The organism is Novosphingobium sp. 9U, from assembly GCF_902506425.1.
Classification (GTDB): domain Bacteria; phylum Pseudomonadota; class Alphaproteobacteria; order Sphingomonadales; family Sphingomonadaceae; genus Novosphingobium.
In genome coordinates this window covers 22220-43333 of sequence record NZ_LR732539.1, presented here as the reverse complement: position 1 = coordinate 43333, position 21114 = coordinate 22220, and the positions used below count along the sequence as shown (strand labels likewise).

The following is a 21114-nucleotide window of genomic DNA, read 5'->3' as shown; positions in this document are numbered from 1 at the left end:
TCTCCTGAGGTTTCTTGCCGCGATGTTTCTGGATCTTGTCGCTGCACTAACGTAAATCAACGAAGGTGAGTTTCCTCGAGCAGGCCATCGTGGAGGCGGACGACGCGATCCATCGCCATCGCGAGCCGCTCGTTATGAGTCGCCACCAGCGCGGCCGAGCCCTCGCCCCGAACTAGTTCGAGAAACTGACCGAGCACGCGATCGGCTGTGGCTTCGTCGAGGTTGCCGGTAGGCTCGTCCGCCAGAACCAGCTGCGGCTTGTTGGCGAGTGCGCGGGCGACCGCCACGCGCTGCTGCTCGCCGCCCGAAAGCTGACTCGGACGATGGTCGAGCCGGTTGGCGAGCCCCAGCGCCGATAGGAGCTCACTGGCGCGAGCCTGTGCTTCGGCGTGCGGCTTGTCGGCGACAAGCTGCGGCAGCACCACGTTCTCGATCGCCGAGAAGTCGGGCAGCAGGTGATGGAACTGGTAGACGAACCCGATGTGGTCGCGCCGCACGGCCGCGCGCTGGTCCTTGCCAAGACGAGAGGCGTCGATGCCGGCGATCTCGATCTTGCCGCCAAAGCCGCCTTCGAGCAGGCCGATAGCCTGCAACATCGTCGACTTGCCGGAGCCCGATGGCCCCAGCAGCGCGACGATCTCGCCGGGACGGATGGCCAGGTTCGCGCCGCGCAGCACATCGATACGCACGCCGCCTTGCTCGAAGCTGCGCGTCAGCTGATCCAGGACGACGACTGGGCCAGAATGGATGGAGCTACTCATAACGCAGCACCTGTACGGGATCGGTGCCCGCCGCGCGCGAAGCGGGATAGAGCGTCGCCAGGAAGCTGAGGACTAGGCTGAGCACACATATCACAGTGACTTCGACAGGGTCGGTACGGCTGGGCAGCTCGGTCAGGAACCGGATCGAAGGATCCCACAGGTTCTGCCCCGTGAGGATCTCGACGCCATGCACGATGGGCTGACGGAAGAACAGGAACACGAAGCCGAGCAGCACACCCGCACCGGTACCGAGCGCGCCGATCAGGAAGCCGGCGGTGACGAAGATCTTCATCAGCGATCTTCGCGTCGCCCCCATGGTGCGCAGGATGGCGATGTCGCGCGTCTTGGCCCGCACGAGCATAATCAGCGAGGACAGGATGTTGAACACCGCGACCAGCACGATGATCGACAGCACCACGAACATCGCCACGCGCTCCACCGCCAGCGCTTCGAACAGCGAGGCGTTGATCGTCTTCCAGTCCTTGACTTCGGCCTGACCGGAGAAGCGCCGCACGAGAGGTGCCATGATCTCCCCGACCTTGTCGGGATCGGTTGTCGTGACCTCGATCATCTGGATGGTATTGCCGGTGAGCAACAGTGTCTGAGCATCGGGGATAGGCATCACCACGAAGGCTTGATCGTAGTCGTAAACCCCGATCTCGAAGATGGCGGCGATTTGGTACGCAATCTGGCGCGGCACCGTCCCAAATGGCGTCGAGCGGCCTTGAGGATTGATGATGGTGATTGTGTCACCAACGCCGACACCGAGGCTCTCAGCCAGTCGTGACCCTATCGCGACTTGATCAGCACCCGGCTTCAGAGGCGAAAGGCTCCCAGCCTTCAGCTGCGGCTTGAGACGCGTGATGTCCTCGGCCGTATTGCCTCGAACGAGGATAGCTTCGACACGCCCGTTGAAGGTCGCGAGGAGCGGCTGCTCGATCAGGCCGGAGGCGCGCGTGACGCCAGGAGTCTTACGGACCTCCTGCAGCACGCTCTGCCAGTTATCCAGCCTGCCGCCGTAGGCCTGGATGATAGCGTGGCCGTTCAGCCCGACGATCTTGTCGAACAGCTCGGCCCGGAAGCCGTTCATGACGCTCATGACGATGACCAGCGCAGCGACGCCGAGCATCACCGCGACCAGGCTGATGCCGGCGACAAGGGCGATGAACGCCTCGCCCCGGCCAGGCAGCATGTAGCGCTTGGCGATCATCCATTCGAAAGGGGAAAGCAGCAAGCGAGTGTCCGGTGACAAGGAAGATGCGCGGCGAATAGGTCGTCGGCGTGACGGTGGCAAGCGAAGGCGGGTGCGTAACGGTGGGTGAGGTTCAAGGTTCCAAGCGCCACGTGTCGGCACTGTCTTGCGCATGCAACATCAATCTGCCGCGATCATCGCCCCCTGCCCCCTTGCTTTTTCGACCCACTTCCATCACATGCGCCGACAGCGAAAACGCGCCGCGCGGGTCGGAAAACATCCATGAACATGACACACCCCTTCCGTGATGCCGACGGGGACAAACTGCGCGAAGAGTGCGGCGTCTTCGGCGTGATCGGTGCTCGGGACGCGGTGAACATCGCCGCGCTCGGGCTCCACGCTCTGCAGCACCGCGGGCAGGAAGCGGTGGGCATCACCACTTTCGACGGCCGCGAGTTCTACTCGCACAAGGGCCTCGGCCACGTCGCCCAAGTCTTTGCCGACAAGTCGATTTCCGAGACGCTGCCGGGCGACATGGCCTCTGGCCATGTGCGCTACTCCACGACCGGTGGGTCTGGCCTGCGCAATGTCCAGCCGTTGTTCGCGGACCTGTCCGCGGGCGGCTTTTCGATCGCCCACAACGGCAACATCTCCAACGCCACCGCGCTTAAGCGCGAGCTGGTTCGGCGCGGCGCGATCTTTCAATCGACGTCCGACACCGAGGTGATCATCCACCTCGTCGCGACCAGCCGCTACCCCACCCTGCTCGACCGCTTCGTCGATGCGCTGCGCATGGTAGAAGGCGCCTACTCGCTGATCTGCATGACCGACCAGGGGATGATCGCTTGCCGGGATCCGCTGGGCATCCGCCCGCTGGTCATGGGCCGGCTTGGCGAAGCGACGATCTTTGCCAGCGAAACGGTCGCTCTCGATGTGGTCGGCGCCGAATTCGTCCGCTCGATCGAGCCGGGCGAGATGGTCCAGGTCGACCACAAGGGCACAATCTCCAGCCACCGCCCGTTCGGCAACCCGGCCCCGCGCCCCTGCATCTTCGAGCACGTGTATTTCAGCCGCCCCGATTCGGTGATGGACGGCCGATCGGTCTACGAAGTGCGCAAGCACATCGGCGTAGAGCTGGCCAAGGAATCGCCAGCACATGCCGATATCGTCATTCCCGTGCCGGACAGCGGCGTGCCGGCGGCGATCGGCTATGCGCAGGAATCGGGCATCCCGTTTGAACTCGGCATCATCCGCTCGCACTACGTCGGGCGCACCTTCATCCAGCCCTCGGAGGGCGCGCGCCACGCTGACGTGAAGCGCAAGCACAACGCCAACCGCGCTATCATCGAAGGCAAGCGGGTCATCCTGATCGATGATTCGATCGTGCGCGGCACCACTTCGATGAAGATCGTCGAAATGATGCGCGACGCCGGCGCGGCCGAAGTGCACATGCGCATCGCCAGCCCTCCTACGGGGCACTCCTGCTTCTACGGTGTCGACACGCCCGAGCGCTCCAAGCTGCTGGCAGCGAACATGGACACCGAGGCGATGGCCGCCTTCATCAAGGCCGATAGCCTAGCCTTTGTGTCGATCGACGGCCTCTATCGCGCGGTTGGTGAGGCGGAGCGCAACAACAAATGCCCGCAATTCTGCGACGCCTGCTTCAGCGGTGAGTACCCGACCTCGCTGACCGACCTGGCTGAGCGTGAGACGCCCGACTTGCTGACGCTGCCCGTCCACAAAGTCGCGTGAGTTCGCCGATGTTGGAAGGGCAGACCGCGCTGGTGACCGGCGCGAGCAAGGGCATCGGCGCGGCGACGGCCAAGGCACTTGCTGCCGCCGGCGCGCACGTGGTGCTGACCGCGCGCGATACCAAGGGGCTTGAGGTAGTCGAGGAGGCGATCTTCGCGGCCGGCGGCTCGGCGACGATCGCACCGGTAGATCTGAGCGAGCCGGACGGCATCGCGCGCCTGGCGACGGCACTGGGCCAGCGCTGGGACAAGCTCGACATCCTAGTGATCAACGCGGCGCTGTTGCCAGAGCTTACTTCGGTAGCGCAAATCGATCAGAAGGCGTGGAACAAGGCGATGACGGTCAATGTCCTGGCAACCCAGGCGCTGATCGCCAACTTCGATCATCTGCTCCGCGCGAGCGCCGATGGCCGCATCATCGGGCTGACCAGCACGGTGGCCACGGCCCCGCGCCCGTTCTGGGGCGCCTACGCCTCGACCAAGGCCGCATTCGAAATGCTGCTCGACTGCCACGCGCAAGAGGTGGCGAATATTTCCAAGGTGCGCGTCGCGATCGTCAACCCCGGCGCGACCCGAACCAAGATGCGCGAGCGCGCCTACCCTGGTGAGGACCCCGCATCGGTCAAGCCGCCCGAGGTGGTTGCGACACGCATCGTTTCCCTTTTGTCAGAGCCATTTATGACCGGACACCGCGAGTCCGTTAACCCTGCGAGGTAACACCGCGGCAACCTCCTCTCTGCCATGTCTTGTTAGGAAAGGGTGACTGCGAGTCCCCGTGGCAGACCGGACGGCGATGATGAACAGCACGCAGACCGACAAGTACGCCTTTGCAGCGCAGGAAGACCGCAGCGCACATCGCACGCGCCTTTCCATTCCCGCTGCCTTGCGACCGGCAGGCGGCAAGAAGATCCAGACGGTGGTGCGCAATCTTTCGCTCTCCGGCTTTTCAGCGACGGCGATCAGCCGGATCCCTGGCGGCACGATGTGTTGGCTGACCCTGCCCGACCACGATGCCCTGCAAGCGCGCGTGATCTGGTGGGAGCAAGGCCTGGTCGGATGCGCCTTCGACGATCTGCTGGGCCCGATGCTCTACGAATCGATCCTGATGCGCTGGCAGGGCGAGAGCGTCTACCGCGGGTAGAGCGCGGCGTCAGGCGGCCTTGCGCAGCGTGACTTGCGCCACGTCGATGCCGCCGCCCAGGAAGCCGCCCTCGCAGTACATCAGGTAATAGCGCCAGAGCCGGACGAAGTGCTCGTCGAAGCCGACCGGCAAACGCCCTTCCTCCACCGCATCGTCGAACCGCTCGCGCCACATCGCCAGGGTGCGCGCGTAGTCCAGGCCGAACGGCTGATGGTCTTCCCAGGTGAGCCCACGCTCCTCTGCCAGCGCCCGGAACTCAGGCTCGTTCAGCAGCATGCCACCGGGGAAGATGTAGGTCTGGATGAAGTCGGCGCTCTGCGCGTAGCTTTCGAACAGCTCGTCGCACAGCGAGATGTACTGCAGCGCCGCCCTGCCGCCGGGGCGCAGGTTGCGGGCGATGCAGTCCAGGAACTCACCCCAGTACTCGCGGCCCACCGCCTCGACCATCTCGACGCTGACGATCGCATCGTAAGCGCCGGCGACGTCGCGATAATCCTGCTTGCGGAAATCGACCGCACCGCGCTTGGGTGACCAGCGCGTGCCCGCATAGTCCAGCTGCTCGTCCGACAAGCTGATGGCATCGACCAGCACGCCGCGCTCTTCGGCGAGGCACGCGGCAAGCGTGCCCCAGCCGCAGCCAATCTCCAGCACGCGCTCGCCCGGCGACAGCGTCAGCCGCTGGTCCAGCGCGGCGACCTTGGCGGATTGCCCGGCGTCGAGCTCGCTGAAGAACTGCGCGTGCTGGCTCGGGCCGTTCTCGCGGCTGAACAGGGCGCTGGAGTAGAACATCGTGGTGCCCAGCCACTGCGCGTAGAAGTCGTTACCCAGGTCGTAGTGGGCGTGGATGTTGCGCTGAGCACCCTTGCGCGAGTTGCGGTGCAGGCGGTGCAGCCAGCGTGCGGCCAGGCGCCACGGCCCCCTAGCGCGCGCGGCCTGGCCCAGCGTGATCGCATTGTCCATGAACAGCGCGAACAGCGGCACCGGATCGGGGCTGGTCCACTCGCCCGCTTCCCAGGCCTGGTACCAGCCCACCGAGCCCCCGGTCGCGAGCCGCAGCAGCGCGCGGAAACTGCGCAACTCGACCACGCAGTCGAAACCCTCCTCGCGTCCACCCAGCAGGCGTGTCGAGCCGTCCGGCAGCGTCGCCATGATCGACCCGCGCGCCAAGCCCGCATCGATCCGGTCGAGCACGCGGTTGAGCCCACCCGCCCACAGGCGTGCCAGCCACTGCGGCCCGATGCCCAGCGGCCGCCCGGCGGCGACGAGCTCATGTCCTCTGCCCGGAACTTGCGCGTTCATGGCCGCGATATGGAACGGATAGGCGGCGCTGGCAATCGGGCGGGTGCGTGATTGCCGGTACGCCGCGAAGGACGGCCTAAGCCCGCACCTGCCGGTACGCAGCCAAGGCCCGCTCCCGCGCTTCCCGGTGCCCGATCAGCTTTTCCGGATAGGCTTTGGGACGCTCACCCTCTCCCGGATCATGGATCGACGCGTCCGGCAGATCGGCCAGTTCGGGCACCCACTCACGGATGTAGTCGGCAGCATCGAACTTTGCCGATTGGGTCAGCGGCGCCATGATCCGCGGGAACATGCTCGCGTCCACTCCCGAGCCTGCGACCCACTGCCAGTTCACCCCGTTGTTGCCGTAATCGGCATCGACCAGAGTATCCCAGAACCAGCGCTCGCCATGTCGCCAGTCGATTAGCAGGTGCTTGATCAGGAAGCTCGCGGTGATCATCCGCACGCGATTGTGCATCCACCCCATCGTCCACAGCTGCCGCATGCCAGCATCGACGATCGGATAGCCTGTCCGGCCTTGCTGCCATGCCTGCAGGTCTGCCGCGGCGCCCTTGTCTTTCGCCGGATCGCGCCACGGGAAGTGAGCGAAAGCCTCCCGGTAGCTCTCCTCGGAGTAGCGCGGAAACTGGTCGATCACGTTTTGCGCATAGTCACGCCAGACGATCTCGCCGCGGAATGTATCCGCGCCCTTCCCGTGCACCTCCTCGAGCGTGTGCCACACTTGCGTCGGCGAAATTTCACCCCAATGCAGGCGTGGAGACAGCCGTGACGAGCCATCGACGGACGGCAGGTTGCGTCCCTCCGCATAGTCCTTCACGTGATCGGTGAAGTGCTCCAGCTGTGCGTGCGCCTCCTGCTCGCCGGGCGCCCAAGCCTCACGAAAGCCGCTTGCCCAGTCAGGCTTGATCGGCAGCAGGCCCCAGTCAGCGAGCTTGTCGGAATGCGGCCACTTCGCAGGTGTCGGTAGCGTCGGCTCGGGCAACGGATCGCGCAGCGGCAGCAGAGCGGTAAGCGCGCGGGCGAAGGGCGTGTAGATCTTGTATGGCTGGCCCGAGCCCGTCGTTACCGTGCCTGGCGGCGCCAGGTAATTGCCATCGTGCAGGTGAAGCTCGACTTGACTGCCAAGCTGCTCCTCCGCCTCGCGCCACCAGGGCTCGTAGTGCCGGACGGCCTCCACGCCGCTGGCACCGGTCTCCGCTACCAGCGCGACCAGCGCCGCAACGCTGTCGCCACGGCGCAGGACTAGTCGGGATCCGGCGGCCGAGAGCCGAGCATCCAGCGCCTCGAGACTGCCGTGGAGCCACCATCGCGAGGCACTGCCCAGCTTGCGGTCCCCCGCCCGCTCGTCGTCCAGGATGTAGACCGGGATCACAGGCCCTTGTTCGGCAGCGGCACAGAAGGCAGCTTGGTCCGCCAGCCGCAAGTCGCGGCGCAGCCAGACGATGCGCGGCGGTTTGGTTGAAGCACTCATGCCCGCGCAACGAGCCCGCCTGCGGCGCGTTCCCTGCCCTTATGGCCAATGAAACCGAAACCATCGCAGTCCCGAAGTACGGCCACCGCATCGATCCGCGCAAGTCGCTGGGCCTGGCGCTGCTGTGCTGGCTTGTCTTTGCCGGGATCGCCTGGGCCGTCGCCCGCGGACAGACCGCCACGTTCGACCAGGCCGGTATGCTGCTCTGGCGCGGAGCGGACCTCCTCCCGTGGGGACCGTCGGGCCTTGGAGAGGGCGTGCGCGACCTGACCGCCCTCGGCGGTGTGCTGCTGCGCAACTTGGTCGCGATCATGGCTGTGGTGGCGCTGCTGTTCATCGGCCTGCGCCGCGAGGCTCTGCTGCTTGCGTTGACGGTGGTGCTCGCCTGGGTGGTCAACAGCGGCATCAAGAACCTGGTGGGCCGCCCGCGCCCGCAGATCGTGCCGCACCTGATGGAGGCCGGGGGCAACAGCTTTCCGAGCGGCCACAGCTTCAACTCGGCCGTGGTCTACATCAGCATTGCCCTGGCGTTCGCGGCATTGAGCCGGCGGCATTCGGTGAGAGCGACGATCATCGGAGCGGCGCTGGTGGTCAGCCTGGTGATCGCCTGGAGCCGCGTGTGGCTGGGCGTGCACTGGCCCAGCGACGTGCTCGCCGGATGGCTGGGCGGCGCCGGGTGGGCGTTCCTGGCGAGCGCGGTGCTGTACCGACCCGCGAAAGCAGCGGTGGAGGCGGTCAGCGAACCGGCGGACAGCCCGCCACCGCCGACGGTACACTGACCGACACGTTGAAGTTGCGGCTGACCATCGGTCCGCTGTAGCGCGCGTCGCCGAAGGTGACTTTGGCGATGCAGCCGCGGCGTTCGACCCGAGCGACTGGGAGTTGCGACCAGGCGAGGAACTTGCGAACTTGGCGGCTAGCGGTAGCAGCGCGCTGGACGTCGGGCTCCGCCATGCGGTCGGGTACGGAAGCGCCCAGCGCATCCAGCAAGGTCAGGCTGCGCAGCGGGTCGAAATGGCCGTACGTGATCGTACCATGCTGACGCCAGATCACATCTCGGCGCCAGAAGGCGAGAGGCTCGGGTGAGGCAAAGACGCGATCGGGGCTCGCATAAGGAGCGCCGCGTGATGGTGCCTGCCACGCCAGCGCCGAGATCCCGATGTTCGCCACGATGAAGACCATAGCCACTGCGAGCGCCAGAACGGCCGGCTTGCCGCTTTTACGCCGTCGCGCTTGCCAGATGCCGAGGCCAAGCATGACCAACAGCCAGGGAGAGACGATGAACAGGCCATCGGTGTGGAACCACTTGGCACTCAAGACCGAGAGAAGCTGGACTGCATAGGTGTTCTGCAGATCGAGCATCGGGTGCGTCAGGGCGCCCAGATAGCTGATGGCGACGAGCCAGCCGAAGCGCATCGGCAGACCGCTCTTGAAGGTGCTCCCGCGGCGCTGCTGCCATCGGTCGAGCAGCCATAGCAATGCAGCCAGCAGCGGCGGCATGAGCAGCACGCCGCCGACCAGACCGTGGGTGAAGCCACGGTGCGTCGCCAACGGCTCCCAAGGCGCCCAGCCGCAGAACACGTCGATGTCAGGCATGTTGGCCGCAAGGATGCAGGCGGCCAAGCCCTTGCGGGTGCGGCGCTTCAGCCCTGTCTCGGCGAGCGCCCAACCGACGAGGCTGTGAGTGAGGTTATCCATGACCCCGGCTATGGCGCGCGACGGATGCCAAGTCGACCGCACCTAAGCTCCTCTCCCCGCCGGGGAGAGGACGGAAGGTCAATCCATCAGACCGTGCGCGGCTTCAGGCTCGACCGTCCAGGTCTGGCCCTTGCCGAGCAGCTTGGCGAGGTCGGCCGTCTTGCCCGCGGTCGCCTGCTGCTTCTCGAGCGCAACCGAACCCTCGAAGGTCGGCGCCGGATCGTCGTAGATCGTGCCCAGCGCCATGGGGAACGGACCGTGGGGCATCTCGACGAGCATGTGCGCCAAACCGCGATTGCGCACGTTGTGCACGACCACGCCGGCTGCCTGCCAGTCGCCGTCTATGACCTCGACCACCTTCAGCGACAGCGTATCGAGATCGAGCGAGAGACCCTTGAGCGGACCGGTCTTGGGATTGCCAAACAGCAGCGGCTCGCCATGCTTGCACCACAGCTGCATGTCCTCGGTGCCCTTGGACGTGAAGTCGTCGAAGCGATCCTTGTTGTAGACAATGCAGTTCTGGAAAATCTCCACGAACGCTGCGCCCTTGTGCGCATGCGCCGCGATCAGAGTGTTCGGCAGTTCCTTCGATACGTCGAAGGCACGCGCGATGAACCGAGCGCCGGCGCCGAGCGCAAAGGCGCAAGGGCTTGCCGGACGGTCGTAGGAGCCGAGCGGCGTCGTCGGCGAGGTCGTGCCGGGACGGCTGGTGGGCGAGAACTGGCCCTTGGTGAGGCCGTATATCTCGTTGTTGAACAGCAGGATTTGGCAGTCGAGATTGCGGCGCAGCACGTGCATCGTGTGATTGCCGCCGATCGACATGCCATCGCCGTCGCCGGTGACGATCCAAACATTCAGGTCTGGATTCGCCAGCTTAATGCCGGTCGCGAACGCGGGCGCGCGGCCGTGAATGGTGTGAAAGCCGTAGCTCTCGACATAGTACGGGAAGCGGCTCGAGCAGCCGATGCCGGAGACGAACACGGTGTTCGCCGGGTCGGCGCCGATCATCGGCAGTGTACGCTGCACGGCCTTCAAGATCGCGTAGTCGCCGCAGCCCGGGCACCAGCGCACTTCCTGGTCGGTTTCCCAGTCCTTGAGCGTGGTCTGGATAGGGGTCATGTCGTTCATGGGGTTCGTCCCGCTTATCAGTCGTTGTGCGCTTCGGGGCTGGGCAGCTGGCCTTCGTTGACGAAGACCTCGCCGCCTTCGTTGCCCGGAACGCTGTCGAAGAACTTGGCGATCGCAGCCTCGATCTCGGCAATGGCGAAGGGCTGACCCGACACCTTGTTCAGCGGCACCGCGTCCACGAGAAATTGGTCGCGCAGCACGGTCTTGAACTGGCCGGTGTTCATCTCGGGCACCAGCACGTTGTCGTAAGAGCCCAGCAACTCGCCTAGGTTCGCCGGCAGCGGCCAGATGTGGCGCACGTGGATGTGGTGCACGTCCAGGCCCTTGCGGCGGGCACGGCGCACGGCCTGGTGGATGGGCCCGAAGGTCGAACCCCAGCCGACCACCGCCAGCTTGCCCGAAGCCTCGCCGAGCGTGACATCCTGCGCCGGAATGGCAGCGGCGATGCCCTTGACCTTGGCGGCGCGGGCGTCGGTCTGCGACTGGTGGGTATTGGGGGCGTAATCGATGTTACCGCTGTCGATCGCCTTTTCGATGCCGCCGATGCGGTGCATCAGACCGGGCGTCCCGGGCTTGATCCAAGGGCGAACGCCCTGATCGTCGCGCTTAAAGGGCAGGACGCGGCCTTCGGGGTTGTTCGTCTCTTCCAGGAAGGTCTTCGGGAACGGCGCGAAGCTGGCCGGATCGGGCACCTTCCATGGCTCGGACGCGTTGGCGATGTAGCCGTCGGTCAGCAGCATGACCGGGGTCATGTACTCGGTCGCAAGGCGCACCGCCTCGATCGCACACTCGAACGCGTCGGCGGGTGAGCGAGTGGCGATCACCGGCATGGGAGCATCGCCGTTGCGGCCGTAAACCGCCTGGTAGAGGTCCGACTGCTCGGTCTTGGTCGGCAGGCCGGTCGAAGGGCCGCCACGCTGCGAGTTGACAATGACCAGCGGCAGCTCGGTCATGATCGCCAGGCCCATGGCCTCGCCCTTGAGCGCGATGCCGGGGCCCGACGACGAGGTCACGCCCAGCTGCCCGGCATAAGACGCACCGATTGCAGCGCAGATCGCGGCGATCTCGTCCTCGGCCTGGAAGGTCGTGACCCCGAACTCCTTCATCTTTACCAAGTTGTGCAGGATCGCCGAGGCCGGGGTGATCGGGTAGCCGCCGAAGAACATCGGCAGGTTCGCCAGCTGCGCGCCGGCAACCAGGCCGAGCGATACCGCTTCCGCGCCGGTGATGGTGCGGTAGAGCCCGGGTGCCGATGGCACGGGATCCAGGTGCAGCTTCTTGAGCGGCCCGGCCAATTCTGCCGTCTCGCCATAGGCATGGCCAGCGTTCAGCGCGGCGATGTTGGCCTGGGCCAGAATCGGGTTCTTGGCGAACTTGCCGTTGAGCCAGTCGATCAGCGGCTGGCGATCGCGGTCGAACATCCAGAGTGCAAGGCCCAGCGTCCACATGTTCTTGCAGCGCAGCGCTTCCTTGTTGCCAAGGCCGAACGGCTTTACCGCTTCGAGCGTCAACGCGCTGATATCGAAGGCCATGACCTCCCACTTGGCGAGGCTGCCGTCCTCGAATGGAGAGGCTTCGTACTTGGCCTTCTCCATGTTGCGCTTGTTGAACTCACCGGTGTCGGCGATGATCAGGCCACCGGGCTTCAGCGCCTGGACGTTGGTCTTCAGCGCCGCCGGGTTCATCGCGACGAGCACGTCGGGAGCATCGCCCGCGGTGGTGATCTCGGTCGAGCCGAAGTTGATCTGGAACGCGGAGACGCCGAACAGCGTGCCCTGCGGGGCGCGGATCTCGGCCGGGAAGTCCGGGAAGGTCGAAAGGTCGTTGCCCGCCAGCGCCGTGGACAAGGTGAACTGCCCACCGGTCAGCTGCATGCCGTCACCGGAATCGCCAGCGAAACGCACCACAACGGCCTCGGGCGCATCGGTTGCCGCCACGGTCGCGCTGTCCTGCTCGGCGGGAAGTGTTGCCATGATAGTCCTCTAAAGCCGGGCGCGGCGCTGCGTTATGAGTTGCGCCCCCGCCCTGTCCATCTAAGTGAGATCGCCCCTGATCCCGATCAACCCACGCGGCAATTTAGAAAATCCATTGCCGGCCAAACTCCAGCCTCGCTAGAGGCCGATAAAAGCGACTGGTCAAGAGCCGGTACCTGCGCCATTGTCGATTACGCGCGCGCAGCCGAATGCCGTTTCGGCAGACGCGCCGGCTCTTCCACAGTTCGAGATCACCCACACCGATGACTGACTTTTCTCGCCTGCCGTACCGCCCCTGCGTGGGTGTTATGCTGGTGAACGCCCGCGGCAAGGCGTTCGTCGGCAAGCGTATCGACAATCGCGAAGGCGACTGGTGGCAGATGCCGCAGGGCGGCGTCGATGACGGCGAGGACTTGCGCACTGCCGTCCTGCGGGAGTTGTGGGAGGAGACCGGGGTCAAGGAGAAGCACGTCAGCCTCCTCGCGCAGACCAAGGAGGAGTTGCTCTACGACTTGCCCGAGCACCTGATGGGCAAGCTGTGGGGCGGCAAGTACCGCGGCCAGAGCCAGACCTGGTTCCTGGCTCGCTTCGAAGGCGACGATGCCGATATCGATCTCAACGCGCACAAACCGCCCGAATTCTGCGAGTGGCAGTGGCTAGAGCCCGAGTTGCTGCCCGAAATGATCGTGCCGTTCAAGAAGCGCGTCTACCGGACTGTGCTCGATGAGTTTCGTTCGCTGATCTGACGACCACGTCGTCCCGGGCTCGACCCGGGACGACGCCAACGCAGATGGTCTCAGTTCTCCGAAACGACCGGCTTGGGCGTGATCGCCGCGGCGCTCACCACGCGTGGCGCTGGTCCACGAGCGATCACGGCTGCGAGCTGGCGCGTTTCCGCGCAGTCCCCGCCGCACAGCGTCTTCAGCCGTGCTAGATTGCGGTTCGCCTTCTCCGTCGCGCCCTTCTCGGCGAGCGCGGCACCCTCACCCGCGATGGCGGCCAGGTTGCGTGGATCGGTGTCGAGCGCCTGGCGATAGTAGTGAATCGCCTTGCCTTGCAGGCCCATCCGCCGGGTGGCTGCCGCGAGTTCTATCAGGATCTGTGCATTGCCAGGCTGCACCGTCAACGCGGCCTCGAAGGCGCCGACCGCCGCCTCGGTCCGACCCGCCGTCAACTCACCGCGACCCTGTGCCAGGAGCGCTGCGGCACGGCTATTGAGGGCGTCGGTCGGGGCAGAGTGGAGAACGCTGGAACTGATGGCAACGGCGAGGGAAAGAGCGAGTGCAACGGGGGTGTAGCGCATCAAGATGTCCTTGGCCGAGAGCGATGTCTTGGTCATTTCCCCTACCGCTATCACAGCGCACGAAAGCGCGCGATGAAAAAGCCGTCGGTACCGTCATGCCCGGGCGTGAGCCGCACACCGGGCCCGCGCGGTCGTCCTGCCGGCAGCGCGAGCGGTTCGGCGGTCCAGCCCGGTCCGACGCGGTCGAGAAAGGCCTGGGCTTGGCCCGCGCCCTCGGCATCGAGGAGCGAGCAGGTGACGTAGATCAGACGACCACCGGGGCGGACGAGCGTGGCGGCGACGTCCAGCAGTCGCGCTTGGACGGCCACGTACCGCTCCAACTGCGAAGGCGTCAGCCGCCAGCGCGCCTCTGGATTGCGGCGCCAGGTGCCGGTGCCCGAGCATGGCGCGTCGACCAGCACCGCGTCCGCCTGTCCCTGCCAGTCGGCAAGCTGCTGTGCTTCGCGGTTCGGGTCGAGCAGGCGGATCTCGATCAGGTTCGCGCCGGCGCGCTCGGCCCGGGGTGGCAGACGCGACAAGCGCGTGCGGTCGGTGTCGGTCGCCAGCAGCCGTCCCAATCCCTCCATCGCCGCGGCGAGCGCCAGGGTCTTGCCCCCGCCGCCTGCGCACAAGTCGATCACGCTTTCGCCGGGGCGGGCGGACGCCGCCTCGCAAGCCAGTTGCGAGCCGGTGTCCTGCACTTCGATCATGCCTTCGCGCCAGGCTGCCGTGTCCTCGATAGGCGTGCCGTGTGGGTACCGCCAGCCGTTCGGCGCCACCGTGCGCTCTCCACCGGGCGGAAGCTCCGCGCGACCGGCACGCAACATGTTGACGCGGATGTCGAGCGGGGCGCGATCGAGCAAGGCTGTGGCTTCCGGGCCATCGATTCCGCTTAGGGCCAGCGCCTCGACCAGCCACGCGGGAGCGACACCGGAGTGCGCTGGTACCTCATGCGACGCTATGGGCGCAGGTGCGTGGCGAGAGCCGTCGAAAAGATCGGACAGCGTGGCGTCGCCTGCGGCCAGGAGTAGCATGGCCGCGCGGCCGTTTTCAGGCACTTCGCCGCACGCGCGAATGGTGCGGAACACGAGGTCGCGCACGGCGCGCCGGTCCCCGCTGCCGGCGAAGCGCCGAGCCTTGAACCAGTCTGCGACGATGCGGTCGGCCGGCGCGCCGTTGTTGCGGGCGGCCGCGATGACGAGGTCGAGAATCTCGATCGCAGCCTGGACGCGGGCGGCGGGGGTCAAGAAGCCCCTCCCGCCTGCGGGAGGGGTTTGGGGAGGGCTTGTCTCAAATAGCGGGCGAGCTTGGCGAACAAGCCCTCCCCCGGCCCCTCCCGCAAGCGGGAGGGGAGGTTGAAGGGCCCGACGCTGCGCTCGCGCGCGTGTTTACCGCGTCGGGTAATTGGGCGCCTCGCGGGTGATGGTGACGTCGTGGACATGGCTCTCGCGCAGGCCCGCACCGGTGATGCGGATGAACTTGGAGTTGCGGCGCAAGTCCTCGATCGTGGCGGAACCGGTGTAGCCCATCGCCGCCTTCACGCCGCCCACCAGCTGGTGGATCACGTCGCGCGCGGGGCCCTTGTAGGGCACCTGGCCCTCGATGCCTTCGGGCACCAGCTTCATCTGGTCCTTGATGTCGCCTTGGAAGTAGCGGTCGGCGGAGCCGCGGCCCATCGCGCCCACGGAGCCCATGCCCCGGTACGACTTGTAGGCGCGACCCTGGTACAGGAAGGTCTCGCCCGGAGCCTCTTCGGTTCCGGCCAGCATCGAACCGATCATGATCGTCGATGCGCCCGCCGCCAGTGCCTTCGCGGCGTCACCCGAGGTCCGTAGGCCACCGTCGGCGATGACCGGCACACCCGACTTCTCGGCCTCTTCCGCCGCTTCCATGACAGCCGTCAGCTGTGGGACGCCGACACCCGCGACGATGCGGGTGGTGCAGATCGAGCCCGGCCCGATACCGACCTTGAGGGCGTCCGCGCCTGCATCGATCAGCGCACGTGCCGCCTCGGCCGTGGCGATGTTGCCGGCGATAACCTGCGCCGAGTTCGACAGCCGCTTCACCCGCTCCACCGCGCGCGCGACGTCGGCGTTGTGCCCATGCGCCGTATCGATGACGATCACGTCGCACTCGGCCGCAAGCAGCGCCTCGGTGCGCTCGAAGCCCTTGTCGCCCACGGTGGTCGCCGCAGCAACGCGCAGGCGACCCGCAGCATCCTTGGTGGCGCTGGGGTACATGACCGCCTTCTCGATGTCCTTCACCGTGATCAGGCCGATGCAGCGGAAGTCGTCGTCCACCACCAGCAGCTTCTCGATCCGGCGCTGGTGGAGCTGGCGGCGCGCCTCCTCCTGCGTGACGCCAAGGCCAACGGTTGCGAGGTTGTCGCGCGTCATCAGCTCGGACACCGGCTGCAACGGATTGGCGGCAAAGCGCACGTCGCGGTTGGTGAGGATGCCGACCAGCTTGCCGCCCGGCTGCTCGACGACGGGGATCCCGCTGATGCGGTGCTGGCTCATCAAGGCCTGCGCATCACCGAGTGTCGCATTCGGCGAGATCGTGATGGGGTTGACCACCATGCCGCTCTCGAACCGCTTGACCGAGCGCACTGCAGCGCACTGCTCTTCGATGGTGAGATTGCGGTGGAGCACGCCGATGCCGCCCATCTGCGCCATGACGATCGCCATGTCGCCTTCGGTGACGGTGTCCATCGCCGAGGAGATCACCGGGATGTTCAGCCCGATCTCACGCGTCAGCCGCGTACGGGTGTCGGCCTGGGTCGGGACGATGTCGGACTTCGCCGGGCGCAGCAGGACATCGTCAAAAGTGAGCCCGAGCGATATTTCCATGATGTGCCTTGTCTCCGGTCCGGATTCGTGGCGGCCCATGTAAACAAGCGGAGCTCAGACCGCTAGGGCATCATTTCGTCTTTGCGGGAACCCGCCGCGCATCGGCGAACCGCCGGGTGAGCGCCGTCAACATCCGGACATCGTCGGCCGCACCGCCGAGTTCCAGCGGGTGCGACAGATCGTCGCTGGGGCGGTGATAGTCGCCATCGAAGAACGCGCGCATGCGGTCGATCTTGCCATACGCTGTCGTCACCATGACGGCAGGTATATCGTGCTGCAGCAAGGCCCAGCCGTCCTGCCGCTTGACGAATTCGTTGGCCTCGCTGCCCGGCACCAGCGTCATCCGCTCGGCCCTGGCGACTTCGGCGATCTGCGTGTCGAGCGGCGTCATGCCGCGTCCGACGATGGCGAAGGGGGAGCCGCGCGGGGCGATCGCCACGCTGTCGATGTTAAAGGCAGCGACAATCTGGTCGGGCGGCAGCGGCGGGTTCTCGGCAAAGGCGTGCGCGCCGATCAGCCCGAGCTCCTCGGCGGTGGTCGCCAGGAAGTAGACGTCCCGATCCATCTGCGGCCCGCGAGCGAGGCGGCGCGCGACCTCCGTCAGCGCGGCCACGCCGCTGGCATTGTCAATTGCACCGTTGCAGATCAGGTCCTCGGCCGGCGGCTCGGCACAGATGCCGAAGTGGTCCCAATGCGCCAAAAGCAGCACCGCGCCGGACTCCGGCCGCCGACCGGGCAGCTTGCCGATCAGGTTGTGCGTGCGGATCGTCGTCTCTTGGGTGGTCGCCTCCAGCGTCACCGACAGGTCCAGCGGCACGGGCACGAAGCCCGGCTGGGTCGCCGCATTGGACAAGTCGGCTAGTGTCCGCCCCGTGCCCTTCATCAGCGCCGCCATGGCGTCACGCGTGATGAACGCCTCCAGATCCCCACCCAGTGTCTCTTGGGACAGCGCATAGCCGGTCCGTTGACGGCGGGCACTGACCTGTTCGAGCGAGCGCTGGCCGTCGAGCACCGTCAGCACCGCGGACGCGCCTTGCGCCAGGAGTTGGTTCTGGCGGGCGCTGACCTCCGGACTGTCTTCGGGGGCAACACCGTCGAGTAGCACGGCAACACGGCCCGCCAGTTCGTTACGCGTGAACTCCGGACTGCTCGCCTTGCCCACGAACAGCAGCGGCGCCTCGCGCACCAGGCTGCGCTTGCCGGAGGTCAGCACGAGGACCTGATCCTTGGCGACGGCGAACCTGCGCCCCTTGACCAGGAACTGCGCGGCGTATCCGGCAGGCTCCCGGGCGATCAGTGTCACGGGCGCAAACCACTCGTGGCCCGGATCGTTGGTGCCAGAGACCAGCCCGATGTTGAACCACTCCTTGCCGAGGTAGCGCAGCGTCTTGGCCTCACCCTCGGTTCCGGGCTCACGACCCTCGAACTCGTCGCTGGCCAGCACCTGGATATGTGCGCGCAAGCGTTCCTCAAGCTCGCGATCGGCTTTCGACGGAGCAGCCGAAAGCACCGGTCCGGCCCCTGCCGCCAAGGCAAGCGTCAGCATCGCGCCTTTCAGCGCCGCCCGGATGGCGAGTCTCGCTTTGCCCCTGTTCATGCAGTCCAATGTGGGTTCGACCGGCGCAGACTAGGACGATTAACCGGGTAGAAATCAAGGCCAAGTGACAGAAAAACCCGAGCAGATGCATCAAAGCCGCACGATGTGTTCAGCAGTGCTCATTGCAGGGAACAAAGCGAGCCGGTGGAGCTTTGACCGACGCGCGCCGCACGCAACGAGCAACCGAGAGGCAGTACCAGCGTGAGACTCAATCCCTTCGATCCAAGCAACATCCGCGTGACCGAAGGTGGCTCGGGCTTTCCGGGTGGCGGGGGAGGCAAGCTCGGCTGCGGTACACTCGTCATCGCGCTCATCGGCGCGGTCGTCTTCGGGATCGATCCCGGCCAGATGATCGGCGCGATCGAGGGCTCACAGCAAGTCGGGCCTTCGCAGAGCGAGCCGACCAGTACCGACGCGAGCACCATCTGCAGCCGCAACGCGTACGCCACGGAGGCGTGCAATGCGCTGGATTCGCTCAATCGCACCTGGGCGCCGTTGTTCCAGAAGGCGAACCTCACCTTCGAGCAGCCGATCCTGCACTTCTACCAAGGCGGCACCCGATCGGGCTGCGGCGCTGCACAAAGCGCGATGGGTCCGTTCTACTGCCCGGCTGACCAGGGCATCTACATCGACACCAGCTTCTACGACCAGCTCGACAAGCAGCTGGGCGCCGGCGGCGATTTTGCCCGCTACTATGTGATCGCGCATGAGTATGGGCACCATGTCCAGAAGCTCACCGGCATCGCCGACCAGGTCCACAGCGCGCAGCAGCAGGCAGGCGGCAGCCAGGCCAATGCGCTGCAGGTGCGGATGGAGCTGCAGGCCGATTGCTATGCCGGCGTCTGGGCCGGCCAGCACCGCGACTTGATCGAGGCAGGCGACATGGAGGAAGGCCTGAACGCTGCCAGCGCGATCGGCGACGATACCCTTCAGCGCAATGCCGGCCAGCAGGTCTCGCCCGAAAGCTTCACCCACGGTTCAAGCGCACAGCGTATGCAGTGGCTGAAGCGAGGGCTTGAAACCGGCAATGACGAGTCTTGCGACACCTTCGCCGATCTGAAGAGCTGATAGCCGCTTGCACCTGAAGGACATGCGACGGCCAGGGAGTGTAATGCGGACTAGGTGGATCTCGATGGTAGTGCCGGTGCTGATCGCCTCGCCGGCGCTCGCGCGCGACGAACCCAGGCCGATCACCGATCGCGAACCCGACGCGGTGGACGTCGCCAAGACGCCGATGACCGACCTCAATCTCAGCCGTACAGAGATTCCCGCGCTGCTCGCCGAGGCCGAGGTGCGCCCCTATGCGCTGCAGAACCTCGATACCTGCAAGCAGCTGAGCGCGGCCGTCAGTGAGCTCGATGCGATCCTGGGTCCCGACCTCGACTTGCCGCAAGCCGAGCGGGCGCGGCTGAGCAAGGGCCGCATCGCGCAATGGGCTGTCGGCACTTTCATCCCGTTCCGCTCGCTGATCCGGGAGGTGTCCGGTGCCAACCGGCAGGAGCGCGCCATTCGCGGCGCAATCCAGGCTGGGCTTGCCCGGCGCGGCTTCCTCAAGGGTGTGGGCGCCGCCCGCAATTGCCCCTACCCCGCCTCGCCCGCGACCGAGACGATCGTCGCGCAGCATATCGAGCAGGAGAAGCGCGCGAGTGAAGGTGGCGGGCAGGATGCGCGCATTACGCCCGACCCGGCTGTGACGAACGATCCACCGGCCCCGCAGAGCAAGGCGGCTCCGGTGTTCACATCGAACCCGGTCGTGCAGCCGACTAAGTAGAGCCGACACGATTGCGCCAGGCGCTCACAGCAGTTTAGACCCGCGCCATGCGCCTGACCGATTGTCACAACATCGCCGACTTCCGTAAGCTTGCCCAGCAGCGCCTGCCCTGGCCGGTGTTCGACTATATCGACGGGGCTGCGGACGATGAAATCACCAAGCTGCGCAACACCGCCGCCTTCGACGATGCCGACCTTGTGCCAGACGTGCTCGCCGGCGTGGCGGAGATCGATACCTCCGTCACCATCATGGGTCGCCGCAGCGCCCTGCCCCTGATCCTGTCTCCCACGGCTTTGCAGCGCGTCTTCCACTGGCAAGGCGAGCGCGCGGTCGCCAAGGCGGCGGAGAAGTTCGGGCTGTGGTTCGGCATTTCCAGCCTGGCGACCGTCTCCATCGAAGAGATCGGCGCGCTGGTCTCCACCCCCAAGATGTTCCAGCTCTACGTTCACAAAGACAAGGGGCTGAACGCCTCGATGATCCAGCGCTGCCAGGCGGCCAAGTTCGACGCGATCGCCCTGACGGTCGACACCATCGTCTCAGGCAAGCGCGAGCGGTGCGCGCGCAGCGGCTTCACCTCGCCGCCACGCTTCACGCCCTCCTCGGCACTGTCCTACGCGGCCAAGCCGCGCTGGGCGCTGGACTACCTACTGCGGGAGAAGTTCGCCCTGCCCAATCTCGACACCCACGTCAGCACCGGCAGCGGCGAAGCGGTCTCGATCGCAGGCTACTTCAACACCATGCTCGACAGCTCCATGACCTGGCAGACCGCCGAGCAGATCCGCAACGAGTGGGGCGGCACCTTCTGCCTGAAGGGCGTGATGAGCGCGGCCGACGCGCGCCGCGCCGTGGAGATCGGCGCCGATGCCATCATGATCTCCAACCACGGCGGCCGGCAGCTGGACGGCAGCCGATCGCCCTTCGATCAAGTGCGCGAGATCGTCGATGCGGTCGGCGGTGAGATAGAGATCATCTGCGACGGTGGAATTCGCCGCGGCACCCACGTGCTCAAGGCGCTGTGTGCCGGCGCGGATTGCGCCTCGGGCGGGCGGCTTTACCTCTATGCGCTGGCAGCGGCCGGCCAGGAAGGCGTCGAACGCGCCATTGCCCTGCTCAAGGACGAGATCGAGCGCGGGATGCGGCTGATGGGCGTCACCAGCGTCAATCAGCTCACCGAAGACCGGCTCCGCTGGCGCTAGCGATC

At 66.1% G+C, this 21114-nt stretch carries 19 protein-coding genes; 8 read left to right on the top strand and 11 right to left on the bottom strand.

The window, feature by feature from the left end:
- Positions 1-56 precede the first annotated feature (56 nt).
- Both GV044_RS21370 and GV044_RS21365 read right to left on the bottom strand, forming a co-directional pair.
- Positions 57-761, bottom strand: coding sequence for an ABC transporter ATP-binding protein (locus GV044_RS21370; protein WP_159874484.1), 705 nt, complete (start codon positions 759-761; stop codon positions 57-59).
- Positions 754-1995 carry a lipoprotein-releasing ABC transporter permease subunit gene (locus tag GV044_RS21365; RefSeq protein WP_159874483.1) on the bottom strand — a complete coding sequence of 414 codons (1242 nt, stop codon included), beginning with the start codon at positions 1993-1995 and terminating at the stop codon, positions 754-756. Before GV044_RS21365 ends, GV044_RS21370 begins: the two co-directional genes overlap by 8 nt.
- Positions 1996-2235: 240 nt before the next feature.
- Between GV044_RS21365 and purF the strand changes: the two genes are divergently transcribed.
- The 3 genes from purF (at position 2236) to GV044_RS21350 (ending at position 4845) form a co-directional block, all read left to right on the top strand.
- On the top strand, positions 2236-3705 hold the full coding sequence (gene purF / locus GV044_RS21360; protein ID WP_159874482.1) for an amidophosphoribosyltransferase: 1470 nt from the start codon (positions 2236-2238) through the stop codon (positions 3703-3705).
- 8 nt (positions 3706-3713) lie between these two features.
- Positions 3714-4421: an SDR family oxidoreductase gene (locus GV044_RS21355; protein ID WP_159874481.1), complete on the top strand. Its 708-nt coding sequence runs from the start codon at positions 3714-3716 to the stop codon at positions 4419-4421.
- A 79-nt stretch (positions 4422-4500) separates the two neighbouring features.
- Complete coding sequence (locus tag GV044_RS21350) at positions 4501-4845, top strand: PilZ domain-containing protein (RefSeq protein WP_159874500.1); 345 nt, start codon at positions 4501-4503, stop codon at positions 4843-4845.
- A 9-nt stretch (positions 4846-4854) separates the two neighbouring features.
- Here GV044_RS21350 and GV044_RS21345 read toward each other — a convergent pair whose 3' ends face one another.
- Together GV044_RS21345 and GV044_RS21340 are read right to left on the bottom strand one after the other, a co-directional pair.
- A complete protein-coding gene (locus GV044_RS21345; protein WP_159874480.1) occupies positions 4855-6144 on the bottom strand; it encodes a cyclopropane-fatty-acyl-phospholipid synthase family protein in 1290 nt (429 codons plus the stop codon).
- Positions 6145-6220: 76 nt separating this feature from the next.
- A complete protein-coding gene (locus GV044_RS21340; protein ID WP_159874479.1) occupies positions 6221-7615 on the bottom strand; it encodes a deoxyribodipyrimidine photo-lyase in 1395 nt (464 codons plus the stop codon).
- Between the two features lie 41 nt (positions 7616-7656).
- Between GV044_RS21340 and GV044_RS21335 the strand changes: the two genes are divergently transcribed.
- Complete coding sequence (locus GV044_RS21335; RefSeq protein ID WP_159874478.1) at positions 7657-8394, top strand: phosphatase PAP2 family protein; 738 nt, start codon at positions 7657-7659, stop codon at positions 8392-8394.
- Here the strand turns inward: GV044_RS21335 and GV044_RS21330 are convergent.
- From GV044_RS21330 to GV044_RS21320, 3 genes are all read right to left on the bottom strand, one after another.
- Positions 8351-9313 carry a metal-dependent hydrolase gene (locus tag GV044_RS21330; protein ID WP_159874477.1) on the bottom strand — a complete coding sequence of 321 codons (963 nt, stop codon included), beginning with the start codon at positions 9311-9313 and terminating at the stop codon, positions 8351-8353. The two genes, GV044_RS21335 and GV044_RS21330, sit on opposite strands and share 44 nt — an antisense overlap.
- A 78-nt stretch (positions 9314-9391) precedes the next feature.
- Complete coding sequence (locus GV044_RS21325) at positions 9392-10441, bottom strand: 2-oxoacid:ferredoxin oxidoreductase subunit beta (protein ID WP_159874476.1); 1050 nt, start codon at positions 10439-10441, stop codon at positions 9392-9394.
- A gap of 17 nt (positions 10442-10458) precedes the next feature.
- Complete coding sequence (locus tag GV044_RS21320; RefSeq protein ID WP_159874475.1) at positions 10459-12414, bottom strand: 2-oxoacid:acceptor oxidoreductase subunit alpha; 1956 nt, start codon at positions 12412-12414, stop codon at positions 10459-10461.
- Between the two features lie 263 nt (positions 12415-12677).
- On the opposite strand from GV044_RS21320, the gene GV044_RS21315 reads away from it, so the two are divergent.
- Positions 12678-13160 carry an RNA pyrophosphohydrolase gene (locus GV044_RS21315; protein WP_159874474.1) on the top strand — a complete coding sequence of 161 codons (483 nt, stop codon included), beginning with the start codon at positions 12678-12680 and terminating at the stop codon, positions 13158-13160.
- A gap of 50 nt (positions 13161-13210) precedes the next feature.
- Here GV044_RS21315 and GV044_RS21310 read toward each other — a convergent pair whose 3' ends face one another.
- The 4 genes from GV044_RS21310 to GV044_RS21295 all read right to left on the bottom strand — a co-directional run bounded on the left by GV044_RS21310 (position 13211) and on the right by GV044_RS21295 (position 18142).
- Positions 13211-13753, bottom strand: coding sequence for a tetratricopeptide repeat protein (locus GV044_RS21310; RefSeq protein WP_159874473.1), 543 nt, complete (start codon positions 13751-13753; stop codon positions 13211-13213).
- A gap of 14 nt (positions 13754-13767) precedes the next feature.
- Positions 13768-14943 carry an RsmB/NOP family class I SAM-dependent RNA methyltransferase gene (locus GV044_RS21305; RefSeq protein ID WP_159874472.1) on the bottom strand — a complete coding sequence of 392 codons (1176 nt, stop codon included), beginning with the start codon at positions 14941-14943 and terminating at the stop codon, positions 13768-13770.
- 141 nt (positions 14944-15084) lie between these two features.
- A complete protein-coding gene (gene guaB, locus GV044_RS21300; protein WP_159874471.1) occupies positions 15085-16545 on the bottom strand; it encodes an IMP dehydrogenase in 1461 nt (486 codons plus the stop codon).
- Between the two features lie 70 nt (positions 16546-16615).
- Positions 16616-18142 carry a M28 family peptidase gene (locus GV044_RS21295; protein WP_159874470.1) on the bottom strand — a complete coding sequence of 509 codons (1527 nt, stop codon included), beginning with the start codon at positions 18140-18142 and terminating at the stop codon, positions 16616-16618.
- A 201-nt stretch (positions 18143-18343) separates the two neighbouring features.
- On the opposite strand from GV044_RS21295, the gene GV044_RS21290 reads away from it, so the two are divergent.
- The 3 genes from GV044_RS21290 to GV044_RS21280 are packed head-to-tail and all read left to right on the top strand — an operon-like array spanning position 18344 to position 21109.
- Positions 18344-19210: a neutral zinc metallopeptidase gene (locus tag GV044_RS21290; RefSeq protein WP_159874469.1), complete on the top strand. Its 867-nt coding sequence runs from the start codon at positions 18344-18346 to the stop codon at positions 19208-19210.
- A gap of 43 nt (positions 19211-19253) precedes the next feature.
- A complete protein-coding gene (locus GV044_RS21285) occupies positions 19254-19913 on the top strand; it encodes a hypothetical protein (protein ID WP_236555163.1) in 660 nt (219 codons plus the stop codon).
- A gap of 47 nt (positions 19914-19960) precedes the next feature.
- The gene (locus tag GV044_RS21280; RefSeq protein ID WP_159874468.1) at positions 19961-21109 is read left to right on the top strand and encodes an alpha-hydroxy acid oxidase; all 1149 of its coding nucleotides are present in this window, start codon (positions 19961-19963) and stop codon (positions 21107-21109) included.
- Positions 21110-21114: the final 5 nt, after the last annotated feature.